Source organism: Maribacter aquimaris (assembly GCF_014596745.1).
Classification (GTDB): Bacteria; Bacteroidota; Bacteroidia; order Flavobacteriales; family Flavobacteriaceae; genus Maribacter_A; species Maribacter_A aquimaris.
The window spans coordinates 153,231-174,349 of record NZ_JABTCF010000008.1 but is presented as its reverse complement, the minus strand read 5'-3'; the positions used below and the strand labels follow the sequence as shown (position 1 = coordinate 174,349).

The following is a 21,119-nucleotide window of genomic DNA, read 5'->3' as shown; positions in this document are numbered from 1 at the left end:
TGAGCCTAAGAAAATAAAACATGATTATATTTTAATTTTAAATATCGATATCTATTTTTTACCTTTCCTGTGAATTGAAAGAATTGTAAATTCTTCAAGATACTATCAAATTCCTTTATCTGGTCTTTATCCACTCAGTCCTTAAAAACCTTTTAATTAAAAATGAAAAAAATCACTTTGCTTTTACTTGTCCTGACAGCAGTAATTTCTTGCCAGAAAAAAGATAACACCCTGTTCTCAAAAGTTTCATCGGATCATTCCGGAATAACCTTCAACAATAAAATCGTCGAGACCGATAGCTTTAACATCCTAACATCCGAATACATCTTCAATGGAGGTGGTGTGGCCGTAGGTGATTTCAATAATGACAATAAACAAGATCTATTTTTCACCGGAAACCAAGTAGCCAACAAACTTTATCTGAACCAAGGCGATTTTAAATTCAAGGATGTTTCAACAGAAAGTGGTATTGAAGCTCTTAATAAGTGGAAAACGGGAGTTTCCCTGATCGACATCAACAATGATGGTTTCTTGGATATCTATGTCTGTGCAGCCATGTTCCCTAGCTCCTCGGAAATGGCAAATTTACTTTTCGTGAATCAGGGCCTGAATGAAAACGGAATCCCCACCTTTAAGGAAATGGCCAAAGCGTATGGGATAGCCGATACCGGCAACAGCATGAACGCCACATTTTTCGATTATGACAAGGATGGATTTTTAGACCTATATGTGCTCAACAACACTGATATCCACAAACTACCTTCCAACTATAGGATCAAAATTACAGATGGTTCCGCATTGAGCAACGATAGGTTATACCATAATAATGGCAACAACACCTTTACCGATGTAACCCTTGAGGCCGGGATTACCATTGAAGGTTATGGTCTTGGACTCGCTATTGCCGATTTGAATTATGACGGCTGGCCCGATATATATGTCAGTAATGACTATCTCACCAATGATGTTCTTTATCTCAATAACGGTGATGGCACCTTTTCCAACAAAATTGACGAACTCCTTAAGCATCAAGGCAGATTCTCTATGGGTAATGATATTTCGGACTATAACAATGATGGGTTTTTGGATATTCTAACCTTGGATATGTTGGGTGAAAATAATTATCGGCTAAAAACAACGATCCGGTCCACTAAATATAATGACTATGTCTTAAACGAAAAGTTCGGCTATGAATACCAATACATGAGAAATATGCTACAGACTGGTCAAGGGGTTGGGATTCCTTTTCAAGAAATAGGACTTATGGCCGGGATTTCGAAAACCGATTGGAGCTGGTCTCCCCTTTTTGTGGATATGGACAATGATGGTTATAGGGACTTATTGATTACCAACGGATTTCCACGTGATATTACCGATCTTGACTTTGGGGAATTCGAATTCAATGTGCGACGTTACCTAAAACCCATGCAAATCCTGGATTCTATCCCTAAAGTGAAAATACCCAACTACGCCTATAAAAACAATCGAAACGGACTGTTTGCCGATGTAGGAAAAGAATGGGGCTTGAACATTCCCTCTTTTTCCAATGGAGCGGTATTCGCTGATTTGGATGATGATGGGGATATGGATTATGTAGTGAATAACATAAACGACGAAGCCTTCCTTTTTGAAAACACCCTGGACAAAAATCCTGATACTACCCACAACTATTTAAAAGTGGATGTACAAGGTCCTAATAACAATACATCAGGTATCGGGGCGAAAATTGCCATTCGGTTCCAAGACAGTACCCTTCAATATTACGAGCACCATTTAAACAGGGGCTACATGTCCTCGGTACAGGATATTGCACACTATGGTCTGGGATCCGCCGATAGTGTAAAATCCCTTGAAATCATTTGGCCCGATGGTAAATTTCAAAAATTAACCGATGTTCAAGGCAATCAAACCATTACCCTGGACCATAAGAACGCAACGCTGGTAAACCCCAATGAAATTGCATTCCCTTTTGTTCCCAAAAAAATAAAACCCATCTATAATGACATTACCGATAGCATCGGAATTGATTATGTACATGAAGAAAAGGATATGGTCGATTACAATGTACAACGGATCCTACCGCATAAATTGACCCAAAACGGACCTTGCTTGGTGGCCGGTGATTTAAATGGGGATGGCACAGAGGATTTCATTGTGGGAAGCGCCTCAGGATACTCCCCGGAAATCTTTTTACAGCAAAAAAACGGTTCCTTTACAAAAACCCCACTTTTTACCGAAGTAAGGGATAAAAAATATGAGGAAGAAGGGATGGCCCTTTTCGACCTAGATAATGATGGTGACTTAGACCTTTATCTGGTTTCAGGAAGCAACGAATTTAAAAAAGGAAGTTACTTTTATAACGATCGATTAATGGTTAACGATGGAAAGGGAAACTTTTCATTGGCCATGGATAAAATGCCCGAAATCAAGGCTAGTGGCTCCGTGGTAAAAGCCCATGATTATGACAGTGATGGTTACGTGGACCTTTTTGTAGGTGGTAGAACGCCATTTGCCGAGTTTCCAACCGCAGAAAGGAGCTTTATTCTAAAGAATGTCAATGGCACGCTCAAGGATGTTACCGAGACCTTCTGCCCTACCTTAAGCCATTTGGGCATGATCACCGATGCGACCTGGGCCGATATGGATCAAGACGGACTTAGTGACTTGATCTTGACCGGTGAATTTATGCCCATCACTATTTTAAAAAATGAACGATCTTCCTTTCGCCAATTAAAAGAAACAGGTCTAGACAGCCTAAATGGTTGGTGGGAAAGTCTCTTACCCCACGATTTTGATGGGGATGGAGACCTTGATCTTGTCGTAGGCAATCTTGGCGCCAACAATTTCTATCATCCCTCCAAAGAAAGGCCCGTTACATTGCTCGCTAAGGATTTTGACAATAATGGCACTGTAGACCCCGTAATGTTCGCCTATTTCAAGAACAACTTCGAAGACGAAACCTACAAGTCGTTTCCAATCAATTTTTGGGGTGACTTATATGGCCAAAGTCCATTATTCAGGGCAAAATTCAATTCATACAAGGAATATGCCAGAACAACACAGGAAGAATTATTAACCCCGGAAGAGTTGAACGAGGCTATGAAGTTGACGGTCAACTATGACAAAAGCAGTTATTTCGAAAATATGGGTGATGGCACATTTAAATGCCATCCATTACCCTTGGAAGCTCAAATTGCCCCCATCAACCGTATGGTGGTCACAGATTACAATAACGATGACAAAAGCGACCTTTTACTTATCGGTAATAATTTCGGGAATGAGGTTTTTGTCGGCCGACTCGATGCCTTCAATGGAGGATTACTTAAAGGGGATGGAAAAGGTGGTTTTGAAATGATCAAAACCCAAGAATCCGGTTTTCTGGTTCCTGGAGATGCCAAGGATATGATTACAATACAACCTGCCAATGGAACGGATCCCTATATCATTGCTACCCAAAATCGGGGTAAGTTAAAAGTTTTTCAGAAAAATTGATCCTTTACAGGAATACCAAAAGAATCATCCATCGAGTTGTCATTAACTCTTGGATGATTCTTTGTTTTACAATGGCATCACTTATCAATGGGTTGGACACAAGCACCAAGGTCTTCCCTACACGTGCCATATCGCTATGCTAACATCAATATTCATTCATATGCTTATAATCCCCAAAACGATATTTAATCGTGCGTTTAAGGGGTATATGCATCCCATTGGTCCTTTCCAACCAATCATAAATTGCCGTTGACATTTCCTTGGCTATTTCTTGTTTGTCCGGGTCCGCTATTAAATTGTACATCTCATCGGGATCATTTTGTAAGTCATACAACTCATTACGATCCCAAATACCTTGGTACTTAATATACTTGTATCGATCTGTGCGCATACCAAAAACGGTAGGGGTCATCGGAAAATCATATTCCCAGTAATACTCATAAAACACTTCCTTTCGGGAAGGAGTACTTGAATCCCCTGTCAGGATAGGTATGAAGGAGACCCCTGGCATGTTATCGGGTTTATTTATTCCCGCTTCAGCTAAAACCGTAGGTCCTATGTCGATGTTCTGTACCATTTGTTTGGGCGTTTTCCCACCTTCAAAAAGTTCAGGACACCGAACCAATAAAGGTACTTTTACCGATTCCTCATAAAAATGCCTTTTGTCGATTAGGCCGTGTTCTCCCCAACTAAATCCATTATCCCCCATATAAATTACTAGGGTAGACTCATCCAAACCTTCTTTTTTCAAATAATCCATAATCGTTCCAATACTCTCATCAACCCCAAGCAAGGTTTCACAATAATCGACGACCATATCATAGATACCATCGTTTTCATGATACATATAATCGACCCCGTGCCAACTCACACGTTGGTTTGCGACCCATTGGGGCCATTTTAAATCACGGTATTTTCCGGTTTTGGTTTGATCATAGGTTGAAGGCAGTTCTATTCTTTTTCCCTTATATCTTCCCTTATGTCTTTTTGCGGGTTTAAAGGCTGCATGTACGGCTTTATGTGACAAATACATAAAGAATGGTTTCTTTTTATCGCGTTTATCCAACCAATCCACAGCATGTTCGGTTAGTAAGTCAGTGATATAGGTAGAGTCTTTGTACGAAACCCGGGTACCATTGATATTCAAGGTAGGATTGTAATACACCCCTTGCCCCCGAAAACTCTCCCAATGGGTAAAGCCCGGTTGCGGTTCATCACCATGGTCTCCCATATGCCATTTTCCAAAAAAGGAGGTCTGGTAACCTGCCTTTTCCAGATATTGTGGAAAATAGGTAAGATTGCCCGGATCGGGTGCCTGATTGTCCACAATGGTGTGGGAATGCGAAAATTGTCCGGTCAAAATGGAAGCCCTACTTGGGGAACATAATGAAGTAGTAACAAAGGTGTTGGGCAAGTAAGCCCCTTCGGAGGCCAATTTATCCATATTTGGGGTTTCCAACCATGGTACTTTACCCGTAAAGCCCATATAGTCGTACCGATGATCATCGGTTAGGATGAATATGACATTCCTGGGCTTCTTTTTTACCTTTTTTATCGGGGAAATTATAGTATCAGAATCATAATTGGCATAGGCTCTATTCCCAAATAAAACCAAACAGCTCAAAGTAAATACTAAAGTTCTAATTGTTTTCATATATCGATTATTTTGATTCCTGTTCCAAGAAGCCAAGGATGTAGGTTAAGGGAGCATTCCAATTTAAACAAATCTCATTGCTTGCATAACTAGGTTCTTGATCGGCCCAACTTTTCATTGGGGCGGCGTTCTCGGGATAAACAACACCATTAATTACATCTTGCTTTCCGAAATTAGGTCCTCCCGATAGTAACCCTGGCACCGGTTCTTCCACTCCATCGGCCGCACTTTGGCGATGATGTATATGCATTGGGTACTTATCCCCGAATCCAGTAACGAAACTATATCCTGTAGCGTTATTTCCGAAAATATAATCAACACATTGTTGTACCCCACTGAGATATTCCGATTTTGGATTTAAACGATAGGCCTGGGCCATAATTATGGCCACATTCAAAACATCGCTATTAGAACCCCATTGAAAATCATCGATGGGCTGAAAATAATCCAATTCCCCTGCCTTAGCGGTTAATTCATCTGCACTAGCGATAATACCATTTTTAAGGGTCTCAAATAAGGCTTCAGGAATCACATCCTTATTTTTCAACAAACTGAACATTCCTGTGAATCTCATGAACTTTCTCCAATTATCCCCTTTTGCAAACTTAAAATCCAAAGAACCTTCATTTAATGTATCCAAATATAGAGGCTCATTAGTCGATATATATAGTTCCGCATTGGCCCAAAACCATTCATCCTCAAAATCCTTGTCCCCATACTGTCCTGTAGATATATCCTCGGGGTTTAAAAATTCTATTTCTGGATTTTCAACAGCCCAACTATACGCCTTTTTTGCCGCAACCAGACATTGGTCCGCATAACTTGGGTCAACCTCTTTGAATATCCTATACGCTTGTGCCGCGCAGGCTGCAAAGTCCAACGTAGCAGCAGTGCCTTTCCCTACAATATATCGTTGGCTTGTGGCCTTATTGGGCATTACCATCCCTTCAAAACTCTTAGTGGTTAATTTATGAAACAATCCACCGTCATCATCCTGCATGGTCAAAAGCCAATCCATTTCGTATTTCAATTCATCCAATAAATCACTTTTTCCATTACCACTTTCGGGGATGTTCAAGGCTTTATCGGCAATAATCCCTGGGTATTGCTCTTGAAGCATATAAAATTGACCTAGAGGAAAACTTCCGTTGACTACATATTTATTATAATCCCCTGCATCGTACCAGCCTTTGGTGGAAGAAATATACCCCTTACTTTTACCGCTGGAAGGGTGATAAGGAACACTATCATCAGGATGGGCCATGGGTCTATGCCATTTTCCCGCATACTTTTTCTCCAAAGGCATACCGACCCTTTGATAATACATCCCTTTTATCGACCCAAGAAAAACATCCTGAAGCACATTTTCCTTAATTTTGAAAGGATAGGAATACCCTAGGTCTTCAACATACAAAACGTATTCGCCTTCAGCGGTAACATCACTGAATTCCGCAATTTGGACTTTCTCGCCAGCTAATTCCCAATTTTGGGTGTCCGTAAGATTTCCTGAATAAACAACTTTATCGGCCTTTGTATCTACCAAACTGAATTTGTCCAGATTACCCGCATCGACAATTACAGCCCTTTTTATGGCCTTTGGATAATACCCTATCTGGTTTAAACGAATTTGATCTGTATAATTCCCTGTATTGTTGGGCAATTTTTCTTTACAACCTAATAATGTAACTATTAGAAGTAATGGCATCCATACAAATCGATAATTATAATATCTCATTTCAAAACTATTTTAATATAGCCATGAAGTTACCACAAAACCTACAGATTGTTTTCCAAAATATTATCACTTTAATACTAAAAATTACACATTTTCCAAAATGGACCATATAACCATTTTATCATGGATTGTTTTTAAAATAAAATCTTCTTGCAATACATATGTTCCTACTGGAATCCAACCGGATATTGCCATAAGTCCTTTAACCCAGTTCTCAATACAAAACAAAAATGCCGATTAAAAAAATCGGCATTTTCAATTCAATAGTATGTTATTTGATTTTAACGGTATAGCGTAAAGTGACCAACATAACGAATCTTGCTCTTATCATTGGCGTTGACCACATACCAATAATCTCCGGTTGGCACAGGTTTACCGTCGTAATTACCATCCCAATTACTTACAGCATCGAGTTCGGCCACTACCCTACCATAACGGTCATAGATCTTAACCTCGATATTCGGGAAGAACTCGCGGTTCTTGGGTGCCCAAACGTCGTTTTTATTATCTCCATCCGGTGTAAAGAAATTAGGGATCTCCAACATACCGGTAAATTCAAATGGGACCGTTACCTCAGCAACACAACCATTTTGATCTACCACCCTGACCGTTACCGTCATACTCTCATTGGTTGTAAAGATATTATCGCTACCATAGGATTGCCCTTGGAAGAAATACTCATACCCTCCAAAGCCTCCCGTGGCCGTTGCCACCAACTCATTCGGACCTGTTTTTATGGCACTTAAGGTTAATGGTTCATAATTTTCAATGGTAAACTCCTCAAAACTGGTACAACCATTTTCATGATAGATATATACCGTATGGTCACCAGCAGGCAGGTCGCCCCAAGTGGTCTGGGTATCGGCCAAGTTTATGTCATCGACATCCAATGAGAACAATAGATTAGGCAACAGATTTCTTTCTTGCATTTCAACAGATACCGTACTATTTGGGAATATGCCTTCACAACCATATTGCACAATAGCTTCAGCGGTTAAATCAACCCCGATTTCTATTGGGATCAGTGCATCGGTACCACACATGTGTGCATCCTGGACAAATACGATGTATGTTTCGCCTCCTTCGAGACCATTGAAAGTTAAATCATCGTTGCGAACGAAGACTTCACTGCCATCCGAATCAGGACCTACCAACATGGTCTCATAATAGGACACCATGGTTATGGGGTCTACAAAAGGCGTACCTCCAGACACGGTTAGCTGTGCAGTACCATCAGCAAAACCGATACATGTTTCAGGGGTCGTAGCAACATCATCAATACTGACCACTGCAGGTTCTATTACGGTAAGGGTCTGCTTTTCGAAGCATCCATTTTCATCCTGAATCAAGATTTCATAATCCCCTGCAGCCAATTCATCAAACGTATAACTTCCTGGATTTGACGGGTCACTAAAGAATTCATTGAAATTAGGTTCTATGGCAAACTGTATAAGGCCAACACCCCCACTAGTAACCTCAATCGTTACGCCTCCATCCTCTTCTCCAAAACAACTAACCGGAATCGGGGTCGCATTGAACAATATGGGCTGTGGTCGTACAATTTCAAAAGGCCCTGCAATATCACTACATGTGGCCCCACTCGTAACGGTTATATAATAATCGGTTCCAGCATCCAAACCTTCGAAAGTCCCATGGTCTTGTGGACCTCTAACAAGGGTTGCGGTCGCTGACGGACTAAAGGCGTCAACTGGGTCCCCTGCGTATAGATAGAATTGGTTATCCCCCACACCACCGTTAATAAACGATTCTATCCTACCATCGAGTTCAGAAGCACATGAAATGTCATCCGGCAGGTTAGGTAATAAGGTTATTCCTGTTGCATCGGTCATGGTGATACCATTCGAGGTAACAGCCGGACACACATTCAACGCATTTTTCTTTCTTACATCAAATTGATACGTAATCCCGGCAACACCAGGGAACAATTCCGAAGTCCCCGTCATATCGACAAACGTGCCAATAGCGACGCCATTTTCAATGGCCATGTACTCATATGTAAATAATGGGTCGGGATTCTCGATGGTCAACCGTATTTCACCCATACCTCCACATCCTGGTACCCTGGTTTGAACCAATCTCGGTTGCACTGCTGGAGGTGGATCCACGTAATAAGGATCAGTGACGAACAAACAATCGAAACTTGAGGACACCTCTATCGCATACCATCCCTCACTGATAAAACCACCTGTGGCACCAATAAAGGTAGGGGTATTCTGCAACCCACTGGTCGCAGCGATATCGGTATTATCGTTACTGTTCAAATACAATAATCGATAGTTGTACCCCGCGCCTGGATATCCTCCTGTTGCCCCGGCAACTGCTGTTGTAGCATCTCCTGAGGTAGGATCATAAGCTTCCAAAACAGCATTATTACCACCGGGACATTGTAAAGAAAGGGGTTCCCGAATACCGGCATCAATCTGCGGTACGGGGGCCAAATTCAATTCGAAAGTATCCGTACAACCTTCTACATCCCTGATTTCTACTTGGTAATCACCATTTGGTAAGTTTTCAAATGTAGCGGTTGTTGAGAAAGGTACAACTTCCGTGGCATAGGTTGCCCCTCCATCTGAACTGACCAATAGTCGATATTCATAGGCAGAACCATCCCATCCTCCTTGACCATTCGCCTCAATCTTTCCTGTATTATCATTACATCCGGTATTCCCTACTTCAATGGCATTGACCTGTAATTCCCCATTTGGTGTTCTGATCGTGGCTGAATTACTATCGCTCGAACAGAACGGAATTCCATCCGAGATGACCTCCACAAAGAAATTACCCCCTGTTAAACCGGTTATGGTTTCAGGATTATTGGCCGTGTCAAAACTACCCGTAGCCAAAACAGTGGTTTTTCCAGGATCATTATTACTATAAACATTGTACGTATAGGCTCCGACATAATCGGTAACCGTTATAGATAATTCTCCATCATTTCCAGGATTAAAACAAGTTACCGCTTTAGCTTCACTGATTACGACTGTTGGACTAATAGGTTCAACAACCGTATGTACAGGCATGGGGTAGGTACATCCTCCAATATTGTCAGTGACTTCGAAAATATAGTCCCCAGCAGCAGGCAAGTACATATCCACATAATCATTACCGGATATATTTGTCTGTGGTGTTACTGGTGCTACTGATACGGCAGAAACCGTGAAATCAGTGGTACCCGATACTTGGATACGCACCCGCTCATCATCCTTACAGTTTAAGGCATCCACTTCGATAATGGTTGAAGTGATATCATCAGGTGTATCCAATTGGGGTAAGTCGAAATAAGTTTGACAACCATTACCATCGATAGCATAAACCGTGATACTTTGAGGTGAACCATTATCAACGATTTCAAAGGTATTTGATGATTGGTAATCCGAATAACCTGTAATACTAAATTGATATCCACTCCCTACCGTTCCCGGGTTAGAGGGATCTACGGTTACTGTAATCGTTGTTGAACTATATCGGTTGGCTCCATTTTCACAAGCGAAGGGTGGTGCACTTGCCGTAATGGCAAAATCATCTGGTTCATCAATTATCAATTCCCCTGAATAAGCAACACAATTTCTTGCGGAAGTTACCTCAACCTCATAATTACCTGGCCCTAAATTCGTAAAAGACCCAGAATTATTGTTGGGTGCTACTGGAACCCTAGTGGCAAAGTCTACCAACTGATAAGTTATAGGTCCATCGACGTCAGTTCCAGCTTGTAAAACAATATCGATACTACCGTCATTATCCCCATAACAAGTAACATCATGTGGTGTAGTAGGTAATATCACAGGAGTAACAGCTGCATCTAAATGAATATTGGATATGGTGAAATCACAGAATTTTGTACCATCGTACATAATGTTATCCACTACATGAACAGAATAATCCCCTGGGTACAATCCCGTAAACACATTAGAAGTTTGTGTTGTTGTAACTGCATTGGAGTTATAGTCGGTACCGGTAAGCTCAAAGGTAAAATCACCACTACCACCCGTGGTTTGTATGGTTATCTGCCCATCGGCATCGTTACAGGTAGTTGCGGTCGTAAAACTTCCTGAAGCCGACAAAAATTCGTAGACATGGGCCGTAGCAGTTCCAATACATCCATTGGCATCGACAACCTCTATTGCATAATCTCCAGGTGTAGAAACCACATAAGTATATTCGTATAAAGTCCCTGCACCGTTCAGAACCCCATATTGTTCGTCCCCTCCTAAGGTAAATAGAGGTGTATCTACCGTAAATGGGACACTTACTGTTATATCGAAAGCTGTGGATGTATAATCACATTGGTTTATTACCGTTGTACTAATAACAGGAGCATCATCAATAGGTATAATACTGGCAATCGCAAAAGAGCTACAGCCACTATCATCCAAGACATAAACATCATAGTCCCCATCTGGTCCAAAGAAAGTCGTTTCGGAGACATAATCCCCAGCACTTGGCGGATTTCCCTGTGGCATATATGCAAAAGTATACGGACCTCCATCACCTCCCCTACCTTGTACGGTAATCGACCCATCGGCATTACAATTCGCAGGGGTCGTATTTAGTATATCTATAGCGGGTAGGTTTTGCTCAATTGTTGCTACTGCTGCATCGGTACATTGATCTGTTAAGTTCGTAACTATAATCTGATAGTCACCTTCAGGGGCGTAAACATTTCCTGTATGTGGAATTGCAGTAGTCGTAGCAGTCTCCAATGGCGTTAGCGAACCATCCTGGTCGTTTAACAAATCAATTTGTAATACATCACCAATGGTAAATCCAGTAATAGAATATATAATTTCCCCATCTGTACTGGGATAACACCCCGCTGGAATAGAGCTAGTGCTGACATCCAAAGGAGAAGGCCCCTCGACCGGTGGTATTTCTTCAAAATAAACACACCAGTTTGCAGGATCCGGATCCCCTTGCGTATCGGTCACCTCAACGGTATAGGTCACACCATATTGTAACCCCGAAAATGTATGTCTTCTCGGCCCAGGGTTTGGAGAAACAGGAGGATTTGGATCATCAACCAATCGGATTAAGAAAGGACCTGTACCTCCAAAAATTTCAACAGTATTACTAAAACCAGTTATTGAACATACTGGTAGCGGAACAGGATCAGGAACAACAGTTATATTTGGCTGCGTAATAGTTATTTGATCCTCATCCATACAACCATTGGCATCCAAGGTAATTACCCTGTATTCCCCTGGCACTAAACCTGAATCGGTTATCGAGTAAGGTAAGGAAGATCGAGCTACATCATCCTTTCTTGTGATAAAATTACCAAAGCTATCCTCAATGATAAAACTGAAATTCTCTGTACCGTCAGTAACACTGTTTATGAGAATACCGCCACTGACCGCACTTAGCGAGCAGGTAGCGGGTATTTCAGAAATATTGGCATCCGGTGTTGGCGTAATACTGGTATTAATTGTAAAGGGTCCGGTATACAAACAACCTCTGTCATCCTCTATTTCAACGGTATATATACCTGCAGAAAGATTGGAAAACGAAGTTTGATAACCATAATCCGTTCCATTTATTCTAATTTTATAAGGTGGGACCCCACTGGTCGCATCCGGGGTAATGATCACCCTACCATTGTCGGTAGCACCACAACTTACATCAAAAACTTCAATTGTTGGTGGATCCAAAGAGGCCGGTGGCGCCAAATAAATTGCTGCGGACTCCGCAGAGCAAGCACTATTGGTCATGTTTTCATCAAAAATGCGGAAAATATAATTGCCGTCAACCGTCGTATCATATAAAAAATTATTCGATGTAAAGGTGGTCAACCCACTCCAAGTAGCCCCATTGTCAGAACTTACTTGATATTGTTTGGTTCCCGGTCCCGAGAAATAACCTCCATTTACACGCACACGAATTTGTCCTGGAGTTCCCCCACATGGAATTTCAGTTTCAATACTTGTAGAAACACGTAACTGTGGCTCAATGGTAATGGATAAATCATCACTACAATTATTACCGTCAACAACCTCAATTATATAATTTCCAGGGGTTAGATCCGTGAATGTCGGACTTGCCTGGAGTGTTCCATTATTGATACGATATTGATGACTCCCCAATGGTGCCGTACCGGCCGTGGATGTTACGGTTGCGGTTGCCCCCACCCCAGGCACATAACAAAAATCGGATGCAGCTGCATCTAGATTTATTGTTGGAGCATCCAAAGGTTCAAGATCAAAATAAAAGGTGTCTGTACAACCTTCGGAATCTTCCACGGTTAAGGTATATACATCTGAAGGATCCAATGGATCAGTTCCTTGACTGAGATTACTAAATGTTCTACCTGACTTAGGACCTACGGTAGTACTTCCATCAGGATAAAGCAAGGTATACCTATAGGTTCCCCAGCCCCCTGTAGCGTTGGCAACAACCCGACCTAAATTACCATTGGCACAGGTCATAGGGGTTACCACACTGGTACTTAAATCAATCGGTGTGGCTTCCTGTATATCGAATGAGTTTGTATCTGTACATCCCGTATCGGCATCCGTTACCGTAATTGTATAGGTGCCAGCACCAGAAGGAGGTAAAACTACTTCCAAATCGCTCTGTGGGCCACCGGAGTATAAACCACCATTGATTTCCCACGTATAGTTATTCGCAAAACCATCGATTAAAAAAGTTCCTGTACCATCTGTGGCTCCATTACAAACATTCAAATCCCCCCCAGATTTAACCCTTGCCCGTATAGAACTGATTTGGGCTGGCGTAAAGCCTTCTGTATAGGTACAACCATTAACATCGGTTATCTGAAATATATAGGAAGTATTGGTACTTAATCCTGTAATCACATCATTGGTGGCATCCCCATCAGTATCGAAACCAGGGGTAGGACTAAGAACAACATATTGAGCAATTGCAGCATTCGCAGTTGCTGTCAATGTTACATCAGAAGTTCCTGCAGTACAATTGATATTACTTTGTACAAAAACGAGATCGGAAGGAGGATCAACATCTAAAATAGTGATAGGGGTCAGCTCCAATCGACATCCGCCACCGTCCTTAATAATTGGCGTGTACGTTCCTGGTGCGAGATTCGTATATGAGGTGGTTCCTGTAAAATTCAATCCGTCGATACTAAAGACATATCCACTTCCAGAGCCTCCGGTGAAAGGTCCCACAAAGTCGATCTGACCTCCATTGGTTCCCCCGCTACCATCACAAGTACGGTCTGTTATCTTGGTCGCTGAACCTGAAATAACACCAACACTTGATACCGTAACATCGGCCAAAGGCAAGGTACATTCGAATCCACCTTGTTGATAACGCACTTCTATTTGGTCATATAAGGTGCCTGATGTTGTCGCAGGGACTGAAATCTCAGGGGTTGTCTCCCATGGATCTCCACTATTGACCCTATAACTAAGGTTATATCCACGTGCATCGGTAACATTAAAGATTATTTTTGCTCCTCCATTGGAGCATGTTCCATCTAGTCCCGTTGCCGTAACTACCGGTGGTAAAAGGTTTTCAACATTCGCCGAGGCGGAAATGGTACAACCATTACTATCCGTAATCAAGAAATCATAAGAACCTGGACTAGTAGCCGTATACGTTGTAGTAGCTGTATAAGAAGGTTGTGATGAACCCCCATTGACCGTAAAAGTATAAGGGGCAGAACCACCTGAAGTATTCACTGTAATATCTACATCGGTAATTGTTGAGCATCCAAAACTACTGTGTACCTCTGTTGAGGCATCTAATGGTGATAATCCGTTACCTATTACTATAGGGTTTCCACTAGTATCAAAACTTTCCCTTGGCGGATCAATACCATTCAATGGGTCTCCTGTACATTGTTGTGTTTCGACCTGTACGGTATACGTGCCAAATCCCACAGCTGAAAAAGTATAGGGGTTATCGGATATAAATGCCGTAAATTCCTGTGCAACACCACTGCTATCCAACAAAGTATATTTGTATGGACCGGGAACATTGTTCGCCGTTACTGTAATTGTACCTGTATCCCCACTACAAAGGGCATCGGTAAAAGTAACGTCTATGGCAATATCCAACTGCTCTATGGTTATGGGTTCATAAGGGTACTCACAGGTATTGGGTGTGTTCTGTAATCTTGCCTTTACAATATAAGTTCCTGGCGCCAAATCATTGAAAATCGGACCTTGCCATGGGCCAAAACCACTACCGTTATCGATACTGAACTCATAAGCACTTGAAAGATTCGTAATTTGGATTCTTCCAGGCACCCCACAGATATTATCTTGTTTTACATAGGTCTGCGTAATCGTACTTTTCTTTACCTTGAAATAATAGTATGGACCTGAACCATTGACCCGCACCCTAAACTCTCCTCCAGTTGTAGAGGAAATGGTACTTGCGTCAATAGTGAAATTCTGTGCGATACCGACTTGGGTATAACACGAATTACTCGTTTCCGGACAATTTTCATTGATATCCGCGCTACACGCGCCCCCCAACTTTTCCCAAGAAACTGAACTATAAGGGCCGCCGGACAAGGAAACTACCCTATCATCGGAATCCCCACAAAGATTGAATCGTGCAATGGTACTACCGTCATTCGTACAGTTCACCTCTAGATCGGCGCCTTGAATGATAGTCATGAACATAGGCAAGGGTGCCGAGGTACTTGCCTTATTTTGATGTTCCAATGGAGCTGGAGCATTATAATTTTCCGCGATTCTGGTCTTGGAACTGGAATCTTCAATAGAGACAGCTTCTTCAAAGGCTTCAGAAATCCCGGCCAACACCTTGTGGTCATAATTGGCGATAGCCGATGTACAAACTGCAGAAAACAGCAACAACAATAGCGCATATAAAATATGCCGTGGGCTTTTTGGGAACATAGGTTAAGTCAGTTTTGGCAAGAATATCCTTGAATTGGGGATTAAAGTATATTCTTTAGCGTATTTATTTAAACTTATATATTTCTATTTATCTTTAGGCCAAAGGTGGCTTTCATATAATATTTAATTTTAACGTCAAATTATGAAATATAGTATAGTATATCTCTATTTATTCGTTGTAACGCTAAATTACTCATGCGCCCAGGATGCTGAAAATAAAGCAAATACACCCAGCGATATTCCTTTTTCCGAAGAACTGCTGGTAGACGGACTACAAATTCCATGGGCAATGGCGTTTCTTCCTGATGGGAGTATGTTGATTACCGAAAAATCAGGAAGCCTAATCCATTTTAAAGATGGAAAAAAAGCAACTATAGCCAATACACCCAAAGTGTATGCAAGAGGCCAAGGAGGATTAATGGACGTTTTCTTACATCCGAACTATCAGGACAACGGTTGGATATATATCACCTATGCCTCTGAAGAAGGAAATGAAAAAGGAGGACATACTGCCTTGATGCGTGCCAGATTAAAAGACAACTCATTGTATGACAACGAATTACTATACAAAGCCAGTCCAAACACTACAAAAGGGCAACATTTTGGTTCCCGTATTGCATTTGATAATGATGGATACCTATATTTCTCCATTGGGGAACGTGGTGCCCGGGATGAAAATCCGCAGGACATCACCCGGGACGGAGGGAAAATCTACAGACTGAATGATGATGGCAGTATTCCTGAAGACAACCCATTCATGGGTGAGGAAAATGCAAAAACAGCAATTTATAGTTACGGACATCGAAACCCCCAAGGATTGGTAAAAAACCCGGAAACAGGAGCTATATGGGATCACGAACATGGCCCTCGCGGTGGTGATGAAATCAATATTATCAAGAAAGGCGCGAATTATGGTTGGCCTATTATAACCTATGGTATCAATTATAGTGGAACTCCCATTACCGACAAAACCGAAATGGAAGGCATGGAACAGCCCATTCACTATTGGGTTCCATCAATAGCACCAAGTGGAATGGCCTTTGTGACCTCCGACAAATACAAGGGCTGGAAAGGTAGTTTATTGGTAGGTTCGTTATCTTTTCAATATTTGGAACGCTTGACCTTGGACGGAACAAAAGTCACGAATCGCGAAAAGTTACTGGAAAACATGGGGAGGGTCCGTGATGTGCGTCAAGGACCGGATGGCTTGATATATGTCGCCATTGAGGGAAAAGGCATTTATAGGCTAATTCCTAAATCGTAACTGCAAAATGAAGAAAACAATCCTATTATTCTTGCCCCTGCTTTTGGGTGCAGCCAATGCAATGGGGCAGAATCCCGAATTACTATCCAGCATTCAAAGGGGAAGTGCCATATACGATGATTTCTGTATCACCTGTCATTTGCCTAGTGGTGAAGGGGTTCCCTTTGCTTTCCCCCCATTGGCTAAATCCGACTATTTAATAAAAAATAGAACAGCAAGTATCAAAGGGGTAAAATACGGTAATGAAGGCGAAATGATCGTAAACGGTATTACTTATAGCAGTGCAATGGCCCCAATGGGATTGGACGATGGGGAAATCGCCGATGTCATGAATTATATTTTGAATTCATGGGGCAATTCCTCGAACGATCCCGTAACCGTTGAAGAGGTAGCTGCTATTTCCGAATAATCCCGTTATGATCTTTCGGCATCAAGGGCCTTTTTGACAGAACCATGTTTTTTAAGTAACATTTCCGCTGCATCATAATCGATGCCCAGATCTTCTACCAAATATCTTGTACCCCGGTCTACCAGTTTGGTATTGGTCAATTGCATATTCACCATTTTATTACCCTTTACACGACCTATCTTAATCATAAGGGCGGTGGTTATCATATTCAAAACCAGTTTCTGGGAAGTACCACTTTTCATACGTGTACTACCGGTTACAAATTCAGCCCCTACATTAACCTCGATGGGAATATCCGCAACAACAGCCAATGGGGATCCCGGATTATTCGTAATCCCTGCGGTAAGCAAGCCATTCTTTTTAGCTGCGTTTAAACCACCGATGACATAAGGTGTGGTACCTGATGCGGCAATACCAACAATCACATCGTGCTCATTAACACCATATTTTTGTAAATCCAACCACGCTTGATCTATATCATCCTCCGCATTTTCAACGGCCTTTCTTATGGCTATATCCCCACCAGCAATCAATCCAATTACCCGTTCATGCGGCATACCAAAAGTTGGGGGTATTTCGGAGGCATCCAAGATTCCCAGTCTTCCACTGGTCCCAGCCCCTATGTAAAACAAGCGCCCCCCTTTATCAAATCGTTCCGCCAATGCGTCGACCAGTTTTGTGACCTGCGGAATAACAGCTTCCACTGCGTAGGCCACTTTTTTGTCCTCGTTATTGATCTTCTCAAGTATCGAGGAAGTGCTCATCTCCTCTAAACGATCATAATTAGAAGGTGTTTCGGTAATTTTCTTATATTCCATAAGTATCAAATAAGGTGTACTTGGTTATTTCTAAAAAGTTTTAATTTGTCATCATCCGGTGATAACTCAGTAATCATTGTATCGATTGCATTCATATCACAAGTTTTATAACGATGTCTCGAATTCAACTTTTGGGATATGCTCAAAAGTATCGTTTTTTTGGAGGCCTTTATCACAGCCTTTTTCAATTGTACCACATCCCAATCAAAATCGGTTAAACCCTCAATGGCATCAACATAACCCGTTCCTATAAAACCGTAATCAACCCTGATTTCCGATAAAGCATGGGTAGCGTTCGCCCCTATAGCAATCTGCGCATCCTTAGAAATCTTCCCCCCAATGAAAATAACATCCACATTGGGTTTGGTATTCAATTCCATGGCCACAGGTAAACTCAAGGTAAAACAGGTCAATTTCAATTCTGGCGGAATTATACGGGCCAATTCCATACAAGTGGTACCACCATCGATGAAGATAACCCCTTCATTCTTAATCAAGGAAGCTGCCTTTTCCGCTATGGTTATTTTTTGGGGAAGCGCGTAGATGTTATTGTTCCTGGTACTATTGGTTGTGAATCCAAGGGAAATGGCCCCGCCATGGACTTTCCGCAATTTATTCACTTGATCCAATTCTTTAACATCCCTTCGTGCCGTATCTATAGAAACATCCAACTTTTCAGCTATATCGGTAAGTAAGACCCGATTATGCAATTCAACTTGGGACAATATTGCCTGATGACGTTCTTCTTTCAACATATTTTTGTACTTAATTCCGCAAAGATAAGAAAACTATTCATTGCCGTTTTATACCGTTTTCACAAAGACTAATTCAATATGTAAAATTTTGCAGCACAAAGTCGCAAAAAAAACGGCAAAAAACGGCAATATAATAAACAGATCACCTATCTTTGCCCTACAATCAATTTAAGAACAGCCCATGAGCACACTAATTGCAAAAATGACAAAAGACATCAGTCACAAACCTGTAGGTCAATTTGAAGAAACCCGTTTTGAGAAAATACACAATGTAATTTTCGAGGATTCAAATGTGGCTTCCGTACAAGTAGCACAGGAAATAGCGGATTTGATTCGAAAAAAACAAGCTTTGGGGCAAAATTGTGTCCTAGGTCTTGCAACAGGGTCCTCCCCGATTAAGGTTTACGAAGAACTTGTTCGTATGCACAAGGAAGAAGGGTTGAGCTTCTCCAATGTCATCACCTTTAACCTTGATGAATATCTGCCAATGGACAAGGGCAATATGCAGAGTTATTATTACTTTATGCATGAGCATTTGTTCAATCATGTCGATATTCCCGAAGAAAACATTAACATCCCTGATGGTAGTATTCCCCAAGAAGATGTAGTGGAATACTGTTTATCATATGAAAAAAAGATAAAGGATCATGGCGGAATCGATTTCCAATTACTGGGAATAGGCCGAACCGGACATATCGGATTCAATGAGCCGGGATCCCATTATAATTCAGGAACCCGCATCATTACATTGGACCATATAACCAGGGTTGATGCCGCACCGTCCTTTTTGGGCATCGATAATGTTCCTCGAAAGGCGATAACAATGGGTATAGCCACTGTCAGGAGTGCAAAAAGAATCGTACTACTCGGATGGGGTAACAACAAGGCCAAAATCATTAAAAAAACTATTGAAGGTGAAATTTCATCGCATGTACCAGCGACCTATCTTCAAGAGCACAACAATGCAACCTTTGTCCTTGATAAAGGTGCCGGTAGCGAACTAACAAGAAACAAAACACCATGGCTTGTTGGGTCATGCGAGTGGACCGAAGAACTTACCTCCAAGGCCATCGTATGGTTATGCGCTAAAACTGGTAAATCCATTTTAAGCTTAACCGATAAGGATTATAATGACAATGGAATGTCAGATCTTTTGTCCTTGGAAGACTCCTATGACCTGAACATTAAAATGTTCAACAAGCTACAACATACCATTACGGGTTGGCCAGGCGGAAAACCCCATGCTGATGACTCAAGTAGGCCAGAAAGGGCCGAACCTGCGAAAAAGCGCGTTATTATATTCAGTCCGCACCCCGATGATGATGTTATTTCGATGGGCGGAACTTTCGATCGTTTGGTAGAACAGGGGCACGATGTACACGTTGCCTATCAAACCTCTGGTAATATCGCCGTTTCTGACAAGGAAGCATTGAAATTTGCGGAAATAGCAAATACAATAACCCCTTCCAAAGAATCAGAAAATATTATTGAAGCCATCTTAAACAAGGATGAAAATACTTTTGATGCCTTAGAGGTCCGAACCTTGAAAGGAGCGATAAGACGATCTGAATCCTATGGCGCCACGCGTTATTTAGGTCTTGATGATTCACATGTGCATTTCTTGAATTTGCCATTTTACGAAACAGGAACCATCAAGAAAAACAACCTGTCCAATGCGGATATTGATATTGTAGTGGACCTGATCAATGAGATTAAGCCCCATCAAATCTTTGCAGCAGGTGACTTGGCAGATCCCCATGGCACACACAAAGTTTGTTTGGATGCGATTTTCGAAGCCTTGAAAAGACTTAAAGAGGAATCTTTTATGAAAGATTGCTGGATGTGGTTATACCGGGGAGCTTGGCATGAGTGGGACATCAATGAAATTGAAATGGCAGTACCGATGAGTCCAGATCAGGTATTGAAAAAACGATATGCTATTTTCTGCCACCAATCCCAAAAGGATGGGGTTATGTTCCAAGGCGACGACTCTAGGGAGTTCTGGATGCGGGCAGAAGAAAGAAATAAGCACACAGCTGCCAAATACAAAGCCCTTGGTTTAGCCGATTATGCAGCCATTGAAGCTTTTGTTCGATATAAAATGGATTAAAATTATGTAAGTAATAGC

General features: G+C 41.6%; 9 protein-coding genes. 4 read left to right on the top strand and 5 right to left on the bottom strand.

Annotated features, from left to right (window positions below):
- Window positions 1-162 precede the first annotated feature (162 nt).
- Window positions 163-3,492: a VCBS repeat-containing protein gene (locus HPE56_RS13415; protein ID WP_188244264.1), complete on the top strand. Its 3,330-nt coding sequence runs from the start codon at window positions 163-165 to the stop codon at window positions 3,490-3,492.
- 145 nt (window positions 3,493-3,637) lie between these two features.
- Here HPE56_RS13415 and HPE56_RS13410 read toward each other — a convergent pair whose 3' ends face one another.
- The 3 genes from HPE56_RS13410 to HPE56_RS13400 form a co-directional block, all read right to left on the bottom strand.
- Window positions 3,638-5,146, bottom strand: coding sequence for a sulfatase family protein (locus HPE56_RS13410; RefSeq protein ID WP_188244263.1), 1,509 nt, complete (start codon window positions 5,144-5,146; stop codon window positions 3,638-3,640).
- Window positions 5,147-5,153: 7 nt separating this feature from the next.
- Window positions 5,154-6,881 carry a glycoside hydrolase family 9 protein gene (locus HPE56_RS13405; protein ID WP_188244262.1) on the bottom strand — a complete coding sequence of 576 codons (1,728 nt, stop codon included), beginning with the start codon at window positions 6,879-6,881 and terminating at the stop codon, window positions 5,154-5,156.
- 281 nt (window positions 6,882-7,162) lie between these two features.
- Complete coding sequence (locus HPE56_RS13400; protein WP_188244261.1) at window positions 7,163-15,745, bottom strand: T9SS type B sorting domain-containing protein; 8,583 nt, start codon at window positions 15,743-15,745, stop codon at window positions 7,163-7,165.
- Between the two features lie 142 nt (window positions 15,746-15,887).
- Between HPE56_RS13400 and HPE56_RS13395 the strand changes: the two genes are divergently transcribed.
- A complete protein-coding gene (locus tag HPE56_RS13395) occupies window positions 15,888-17,009 on the top strand; it encodes a PQQ-dependent sugar dehydrogenase (protein ID WP_188244260.1) in 1,122 nt (373 codons plus the stop codon).
- Between the two features lie 7 nt (window positions 17,010-17,016).
- Entirely contained in the window at window positions 17,017-17,418 is a 402-nt protein-coding gene (locus HPE56_RS13390) for a c-type cytochrome (RefSeq protein ID WP_223170309.1), read from the top strand.
- 5 nt (window positions 17,419-17,423) lie between these two features.
- Here HPE56_RS13390 and HPE56_RS13385 read toward each other — a convergent pair whose 3' ends face one another.
- On the bottom strand, window positions 17,424-18,236 hold the full coding sequence (locus HPE56_RS13385; protein ID WP_188244259.1) for an N-acetylmuramic acid 6-phosphate etherase: 813 nt from the start codon (window positions 18,234-18,236) through the stop codon (window positions 17,424-17,426).
- Between the two features lie 5 nt (window positions 18,237-18,241).
- Window positions 18,242-18,991: a DeoR/GlpR family DNA-binding transcription regulator gene (locus HPE56_RS13380; protein ID WP_188244258.1), complete on the bottom strand. Its 750-nt coding sequence runs from the start codon at window positions 18,989-18,991 to the stop codon at window positions 18,242-18,244.
- A 181-nt stretch (window positions 18,992-19,172) separates the two neighbouring features.
- Here HPE56_RS13380 and nagB point away from each other — a divergent pair, with 181 nt between their 5' ends.
- The gene (gene nagB / locus HPE56_RS13375; protein ID WP_188244257.1) at window positions 19,173-21,101 is read left to right on the top strand and encodes a glucosamine-6-phosphate deaminase; all 1,929 of its coding nucleotides are present in this window, start codon (window positions 19,173-19,175) and stop codon (window positions 21,099-21,101) included.
- Window positions 21,102-21,119 lie beyond the last annotated feature (18 nt).